The 8,014-nt window shown below is 75.0% G+C and carries 3 protein-coding genes and 1 pseudogene; all 4 read left to right on the plus strand.

Annotated features, from left to right (window positions below; translation table 11 throughout):
- The coding region (locus PYV61_RS16815; protein ID WP_275833696.1) for an ABC transporter permease at nucleotides 1–2,493 on the plus strand (2,493 nt) is incomplete at its 5' end.
- A gap of 90 nt (nucleotides 2,494–2,583) precedes the next feature.
- Complete coding sequence (gene tssH, locus PYV61_RS16820) at nucleotides 2,584–5,325, plus strand: type VI secretion system ATPase TssH (RefSeq protein ID WP_275833698.1); 2,742 nt, start codon at nucleotides 2,584–2,586, stop codon at nucleotides 5,323–5,325.
- A 2-nt stretch (nucleotides 5,326–5,327) separates the two neighbouring features.
- A complete protein-coding gene (gene tssI / locus PYV61_RS16825; RefSeq protein ID WP_275833700.1) occupies nucleotides 5,328–7,766 on the plus strand; it encodes a type VI secretion system tip protein TssI/VgrG in 2,439 nt (812 codons plus the stop codon).
- A 10-nt stretch (nucleotides 7,767–7,776) separates the two neighbouring features.
- A pseudogene (locus tag PYV61_RS16830) lies at nucleotides 7,777–8,014 on the plus strand (hypothetical protein); the annotation flags it as partial.

Genomic DNA, 8,014 nt, shown 5'->3' on the forward strand with positions numbered 1-8,014 from the left:
GTGCGCGCGCGCTGCCACGACATCTCCTCCCACCGCGAGACCGCGATGCGCCGCCGCGAGCTGTTCTCCTCGGTCCGGCAGGACGTCGTGTACGCCGTGCGGGGGCTGCGGCGCGCGCGCGGGTTCACGGCGGTCGTCCTCCTCACGCTGGCCCTCGGCATCGGCGCGACGACCGCGATGTTCTCCGTCGTCCGCGGCGTGCTCCTGCGCCGGCTCCCCTTCCCCGACGCCGAGCGCGTCGTGCGGCTCTGGCCCGGCAACCCGAAGGTGGCGGTCGAGGGCCGCGTCGTCAGCGCGAAGGAGCTCGAGGACTGGGAGCGCGAGCTGCGCGGCTTCGAGGCGGTCGGCGCGTTCGGCGTGATCCCCATGGGGCACGTGTTCGGCGAGGGGGGCGCGGAGCCGGCATACGCGCGGACGTCGTACGTCTCGCGCGGATTCTTCCCCGCGCTCGGCACGCCGGCGCGCCTCGGGCGGACGCTGCGCGCCGAGGAGCACGTCGAGGGCGCGAACCGCTTCATCGTGGTGAGCGACGCGTTCTGGCGCGTGCAGCTCGGCGCGGACCCGAAGGTCCTCGGCCGCGTGATCCGACTCGACGGGAAGCCGTACTCGGTCGTCGGGGTGATGGGGCCGGACTTCGCGTTCCCGGACCGGGGCATCTCGGTGTGGATGCCGAGCACCGTCATGGACCCCGACGACGCCGGATGGCGCGGGCGCGAGCGGCGCTGGCTGAGCGTCGTCGGGCGGCTGCGCCCGGGGGTCACACCGGCGCAGGGGCGCGCGGAGGCCGAGGCGCTGCTGCGGCGGCTCGCGACGACGTTCCCGCAGACCAACGCCGGGTGGACGTCGGTGGTGGCCGAGGACGTGCGCGACTCGATCGTCGGGCCGGTGCGCCGCGGGCTGCTCGTGCTGCTCGGCGCGGTGGGGCTCGTGCTGCTCGTCGTGTGCGCGAACGTGGCGAACCTGCTCCTCGTGCGCGCCACCGGCCGCGGGCGCGAGATGGCGCTCCGCGCCGCGATCGGCGCGGGGCGCGCGCGCGTGGTGCGGCTCCTCCTCACCGAGAGCCTGCTGCTCGCCCTCGCCGGCGGCGCGCTCGGCGTGGCGCTCGCGTGGTGGGCCGTGCGCGCGCTCGTTGCGCTGAGCGGCCACTTCCTCCCGCGCGCCGCGGACGTGCGGCTCGACCTCGGCGTGCTCGGGTTCGCGGTCGGCGTCACGCTGCTCACCGGGCTCGCCTCCGGGCTGTGGCCGGCGCTGCGCGCCTCGTCCGCGCGGCTGGCGGGCGCGCTGCGCGAGGGCGCCCGCGGGAGCTCCGGCGGCGCGGCGCGGCACCGCGCCCGCGCGGCGCGCGTCGTCGTCGAGGTGGCGCTGGCGGTGGTGCTCGTGGCCGGCGCGGGGCTCATGCTCCGCAGCTTCCAGCGCCTCACGAGCGTGGACCCCGGGTTCCGCCCGGAGGGGGCGCTGCTCGCGCGCTTCCACCTGGAGGCGGACGGCCCGCCGCCGTGGCCCTTCCCGGAGGAGCGCCGGCGCGTGATCGAGCGGGTGCGGCGGATCCCGGGGGTGACGGCGGCCGGAGCGACGTCGTTCGCGCCGCTCACCGACGGGCAGGGGGATCCGCGCCCGTTCAGCGTGCCCGGGCAGCCCGCCCCGCCTCCCGGCGAGGAGCCGCTCGTCGTGATGCTGCCGGTGAGCACGGGCTACCTCAGGGCGCTCGGCGTGCCGCTCCTCGCCGGGGAGGACATCGACGCCGTGGCCGGCGACTCGACGGCGCCGCCGTCGGCGATCATCGGCAAGCGCATGGCGGACCGCTTCTGGCCGGGGCGCAACCCGGTCGGCGAGTCGTTCCAGGTCGGCCCGCGCGCCGTGCGCGTGATCGGCGTCGCCGGCGACGTGCGCAGCACGCGGCTCGACTCGATCGCCGGCTACACCGCGTACGTGTCGGAGCGGTTCCTGCCGCGCGTGCACGTCTCGCTCGTCGTGCGCACCGACGGCGACCCGGCGCTCCTCGCGGGGCCGGTGCGCGCCGCCATCCGCGAGGTGCTGCCGCGCCGGCCGATCCTCCAGATCGCGCCGATGGAGGACCGGGTCGCCGCCGCTGCGGCGACGCCGCGCTTCTTCACGACGTTGGTGAGCGTGTTCGGCGCGCTCGCGCTGACGCTGGCCGCGGTGGGACTCTACGGGGTGGTGGCCTACGTGGTGCGCCAGCGCGAGCGCGAGATCGGCGTGCGCGTGGCGCTCGGCGCCCCGCCGGGGCGCGTGGTGGCGCTCATGCTCCGGCGCGGGATGGCGCCGGTGCTCGCCGGCCTCGCGATCGGGATCCCGCTGGCGCTCCTGGCCACGCGCCTGCTGCGCTCCCTGCTCTACGAGGTGAGCGCGAGCGACCCCGTGACGTTCGCCGGCGTCGCGGGGTTACTCGCGGTGGTGGCGTTCGTCGCGAGCTGGCTGCCGTCGCGGCGCGCGGCGCGCATCGATCCCACGGTCACGCTGCGCGCGGACTGACCGCGTCCGGGGCCCTCGCGCCGAGGGCGGCGTCGGGCGGTTCCCTGCCGATCACCTTCGAGCCCGCGGATGCGAAAACAGGAGCCCGCGATGCGCCGCGCCCCGCTGCTCGTCGCGCCCGCCGTCGCGCTGACCCTCGCCTGCGACGGCGGCGCGACGCCGCCGGACGGGACGCCGCCGCCGGCGGTCCGAGTCACCGCCGTCGACACGCTCCGTCCGGGACAGGTCGGGCGCGTGCACGGCACCGGCCTCGCCGCCCTGCGCTCGCTGCGGCTCGACGGGGTGGCGGCCACGGAGCTCGTCGTCCGCTCGGACAGCGTGGCCGAGTTCCGCGTGCCGTCGCTGCGCGCGTGCGAGACCGACATGCGGACGGTGCAGGTGTCGGCGGAGGGCGCGGCCCCGGTCGGCGCCGTGGTGCGCGTGGCGCCGAGCCTCGCGCTGCGCCCGGGCGAGTCGCGCGTGCTGACACCGGACGACCTGCAGTGCCTGCGCCTCCCGGCGGCCGACGAGGACTACGTGCTCAGCGCGGCGAACCTGGCGATCCCCACCGCGGAGGTGGAGTCGCCGCGGACGCTGCTCGCCGTCCGGGTGCTCGGCACCGGCGACGCCGCGGCGGCGGGGGCGGCGGCCGGCGCGGGCGGGGCGGCCGCGGCGCCCGGGGGCGGGCGCACGCCCAACCTCGACCAGTTCACGCTCGACCTCACCGCGCGCGCCCGCGCCGGGAAGATCGACCCGGTGCTGGGGCGCGACTTCGAGGTGCGGCAGGTGGTGGACATCCTCACCCGGCGCCGGCAGAACAACCCGATCCTCGTCGGCGAGGCGGGGGTCGGCAAGACGGCGGTGGTCGAGGGGTTCGCGCGCCGCATCGTCGAGGGCGACGTCCCCGAGCCGCTGCGCAACGTCACGCTCCGCACCCTCGACCTCGCGCTGCTGCAGGCGGGGGCCGGCGTGAAGGGGGAGTTCGAGAACCGCCTCAAGGGGCTGATCGAGGAGGTCAAGAACTCGCCGACGCCGATCATCCTGTTCATCGACGAGGCGCACACGATGATCGGCGCCGGCGGCGCCGCGGGGCAGAACGACGCGGCGAACCTGCTCAAGCCGGCGCTCGCCCGCGGCGAGCTGCGCACGATCGCGGCGACGACGTGGGCGGAGTACAAGAAGTTCTTCGAGAAGGACCCCGCGCTCTCGCGCCGCTTCCAGCTCGTCAAGGTGGAGGAGCCGGGCGAGGACCAGTGCCTCGTCATGCTGCGCGGCGTGGTGCCCGCGCTCGAGGCGCACCACGGCGTGCGCATCACCGACGACGGGCTGGACGCGGCGGTGCGGCTGTCGCACCGCTACCTCCCCGACCGCCAGCTGCCGGACAAGGCGGTGAGCGTGCTCGACACCGCGTGCGCGCGCCTGGCGCTCGGGCAGCAGGCGACGCCGGCGTCGCTCGAGGCGGCGCGGCGCGAGCTCGACGACCTCGCGGTGCAGGAGCGCGTGCTCGGGCGCGAGGCGACGCTCGGCGTGGACCACCGGGAGCGGCTGGGCGCGATCGCCGCGCGCCGCGCGGCGCTCGAGGCGACGCTGGCCGGGCTGTCGGACCGCTGGACGCAGGAGAGCGCCCTCGTGGCCCGCATCCGCGAGCTGCGCGGGCAGATCGAGCACGCGCACGCCGCCGAGGGCGCGCCGGGCGACGACCTGCCCGCGCTGCGCGCCGAGCTGGCGGGCCGGCAGGCGGAGCTCCAGGCGCTGCAGGGGGAGACGCCGCTCATGCGCGTCGAGGTCGACGCGTCGATCGTCGGCGAGGTGATCTCCGGCTGGACGGGCGTGCCCGTCGGCAAGATGCTGCGCGACCAGCTCGGGATGATCCTCGCGCTCGAGCGGCACCTCGGCGAGCGGATCATCGGGCAGGACCACGCGCTCGAGATCCTCAGCAAGCGCGTGCGCACCACCGCGGCCAAGATCGAGGACCCGAACAAGCCGAAGGGCGTCTTCATGCTCGTCGGCCCGTCGGGCGTCGGGAAGACGGAGACGGCGCTGGCGCTCGGCGACCTGCTCTACGGCGGGGAGCAGAACCTGGTGACGATCAACATGAGCGAGTTCCAGGAGGCGCACACCGTCTCCACGCTCAAGGGGTCGCCGCCGGGGTACGTCGGCTACGGCGAGGGGGGCGTGCTCACCGAGGCGGTGCGGCGGCGCCCGTACTCGGTGGTGCTGCTCGACGAGGTCGAGAAGGCGCACCCGGACGTGCTGGAGCTGTTCTTCCAGGTGTTCGACAAGGGCGTGATGGAGGACGGCGAGGGGCGGCAGATCGACTTCCGCAACAGCGTCATCCTGCTCACGACCAACGCGGGCACGGACACGATCATGAAGCTCACCGCCGACCCCGAGACGGCGCCGATCCCGGAGGCGCTGGTCGCGGCGCTGAAGCCGGAGCTCGACGCGGTGTTCAAGCCGGCGTTCCTCGGGCGCATGGTCCTCATCCCGTACTACCCCGTGCGCGACGAGAACCTGAAGCAGATCATCCGGCTCAAGCTCGGGAAGATCGCGCGCCGGCTGCAGGAGACGCACCGCGTGACCCTCGGCTACGGCGACCCGTTCGTGGACGCCGTCGCGGCGCGCTGCACGGAGGTCGAGAGCGGGGCGCGCAACGTCGACAACATCCTGTCGAACACGATGCTCCCCGAGATCTCGCGGCTGCTGCTCGAGGCCATCGCCGGCGGCACGCTGCCGGGCGCGGTGCGCGTCGGCGTGGACGACGCGGGCGAGCTGACGTACGCGCTGGCGCCGGCGGTGCGCGACGCCGGCTGGTCGCTCGCCGACGCGCCCGCGGCGGCCGAGGTCCGCTGAGCATGGCCGACCCCATCACGCTCGACCAGCACGGGCGGGTGCTGCAGGTCACGAGCGCCCCGCTGCCCAACGACGCGCTGGTCGCGGTGCGCCTGGCGGGGTCGGAGGGACTCTCCCGCCCCTTCCGCTTCGTCGTGGACTTCGTGTCGACGAAGGCGCAGGTCCCGCCGGCGGACGTGCTCGGCAAGCCGCTCGGGCTGATCGTCTACGGCAACGTGATCGGCAAGGACGTCATCTCGACGCGCCTGATCCACGGGCGCGTCGCGCGCTGGGCGGAGCTGGGCACCAACGGGGTGACGAAGCTGACGCGGCACCGCGTCGAGCTGGTGCCGTGGCTGTCGATGCTCGCCCTCTCCTCCACCTGCCGCACGTTCGAGGACAAGTCGGTCGAGGAGATCTGCACGATCGTCTTCAACGAGGCCGGCTTCCGCGGGCTGTACAAGTTCCGCTTCACGACGCGGCCGCCCAAGCTGCCGTACGTCGTGCAGTACCAGGAGAGCGACCTGGCGTTCGTGTCGCGGCTGCTGGAGGAGGAGGGGCTGTACTACGCGTTCGAGTTCCAGAGCGACCGGCACCTGCTCGTGATCTCGGACAGCGTGGGGTCGGTGATCCCCGAGGGGTCGGTGGCGACGCTCACGCTCGGGACGCGCGCCGGCCGCCCGCCGATCGCGCAGGTGCCGATCATCGGCCCGCTGATCGGGCCGGCGGGGGCGCTCGGGCAGCAGGGGCTCAAGGCCGGCGCCGCGAAGGGGAAGGAGGAGGCGGTCGCGGGCGCGCGCAGCGTCATCGGCACCCTCCTCGGCCCGCTCGGGGCGGGGATCGCGACGGCGGGGGGCGGGCTGGCCGGGGCGGCCGTGGGGGGGCTCATCGACGCGTTCGTCGACTGGCTCCTCACCGACTCGACGCCCCTGCCGGCGAACTGCGTGACCGAGGTGGTGCGGGAGCGGGCGGTGCACAGCGCGACCGTCGCCGCGAGCGACTTCCACCTGCTGCGCGCGCCCGACGCCGTGACGGCGACCAGCCGGCACCCGGGGGCGCAGGGCGGCGCGTACGAGTACCTCGGCGACCTCGCCGGCACGGCGGCGGCCGGGGTGTCCGACCCGGTCACGAAGCGGCGCATCCGGCTGGCCGAGGCGGGGCACGACGTGGTGCGCGGCGCGAGCCAGGCGGTCTCGCTCACGCCGGGCACGCGCGTCACGCTCGCCGCCGGGCTGCTCGGCGCGGCGGCGGTCGAGGTGCACGTGACCGAGGTCGCGCACGTGATGGAGGCCGCCGACCCGTACGGGGGCGAGGCCTCCAAGACGCCGAAGTACGTCAACGAGTTCACCGCCATCCCCGTGGGAACGCCGTTCCTCGCGCCGCGCGAGACGCCGCGCCCCTCCGTGCGCGGCACGCAGACCGCGAAGGTCGTGGGCGCCGGGGACGAGGGGGCCATCGACGTCGACGCGAACGGCTGCGTCCTGCTGCAGTTCCCGTGGGACCACGGGGACGGCAAGGAGGGGAAGTCGCAGCACCGCGTGCACGTCGCCTCGCTGTGGGCGGGGGCGGGGTGGGGGGAGGTGCACCTGCCGCGCCTGGGGCAGCTGGCGCTCGTCGAATTCCTCGAGGGCGACCCGGCGCGCCCGATCGTCACCGGGCGCGTGTACTCGCAGAACCACCCGCGGCCCTACGCGCTCCCCGACGACAAGACGCAGAGCGGGATCCGGTCGCGCACGGTGGGCGGCGGCGCCGAGAACTTCAACGAGCTGCGCTTCGAGGACAAGAAGGACGCGGAGCTCGTGTTCGCGCAGGCGGAGCGCGACCTCACGACCAAGGTCAAGCGGAACGAGACGCGCACCGTGGGCGTCGACCGCACGACCACCGTGCAGCACAAGGACCACCTGACCGTCGTCGGCGGCAGCGGGGACAAGAAGGGGGAGATGCTCTACGAGGTCACCGAGGGCGACCAGACCGTGAGCGTGACGAAGGGCGACCAGCTCTTCCTCAACACGGAGGGGCAGCAGACGCTCCGCGCGCAGAAGGGCGACCAGCACTTCGTGGTGGACCAGGGCGCGCGCAAGATCGAGGTGAAGCAGGGCGACAACACGCGCGCGATCAGCGGCGGCGACTCGACGGACTGCGACACGCAGAAGGTCACCGCGCAGCAGACGATCACGCTGACGGCCAACACCAAGATCGAGCTGAAGGTCGGCGGCAGCACGATCACGCTGGAGCCGGCGAAGATCGAGCTCAAGACGGGCGCGTCGAAGGTCACGCTCGACCCCTCGGGGGTGAAGGTGGAGGGGCCGATGGTGGGGGTGAAGGGCACCGCCCAGGTGAAGATCGAGGCCCCGATGGTCGACGTGGCGGCGCAGGCGATGGCGCAGGTGAAGGGGGCGATGACGCAGATCACCGGAAGCGGGCTGCTGAAGCTGGGCGGCGGCGTGACCATGGCCGGGTGAGGCGGACGCGATGACGGCTCCCGCTCAGACATCCGCGGCGCCCGGCGGCGCCTACGTGCCGCCCGCGCCCGCGCCGGCGCAGCTCGCGCCCCTGCTCGCGTGGCTGGTGGAGCGCGCCGGGATCGACGCCGAGCTGCTGGCGGCGGTCGCGCAGGCGGCGCCGGACGCGGTGGCGCCCGGCGCCGCCGACCCGGCGCGCCTCGCCGACGCGCTGGCCGCGCTCCACCAGCCGTTCCACGCGCTCGCGC

The organism is Roseisolibacter sp. H3M3-2 (assembly GCF_029211165.1).
GTDB lineage: Bacteria > Gemmatimonadota > Gemmatimonadetes > Gemmatimonadales > Gemmatimonadaceae > Roseisolibacter.

Excerpts from the sequence above, each read along its gene's own strand:
- tssI (WP_275833700.1), top strand. The coding sequence starts at position 5,328 with ATGGCCGACCCCATCACGCTCGACCAGCACGGGCGGGTGCTGCAGGTC.
- tssH (WP_275833698.1), top strand. The coding sequence starts at position 2,584 with ATGCGCCGCGCCCCGCTGCTCGTCGCGCCCGCCGTCGCGCTGACCCTC.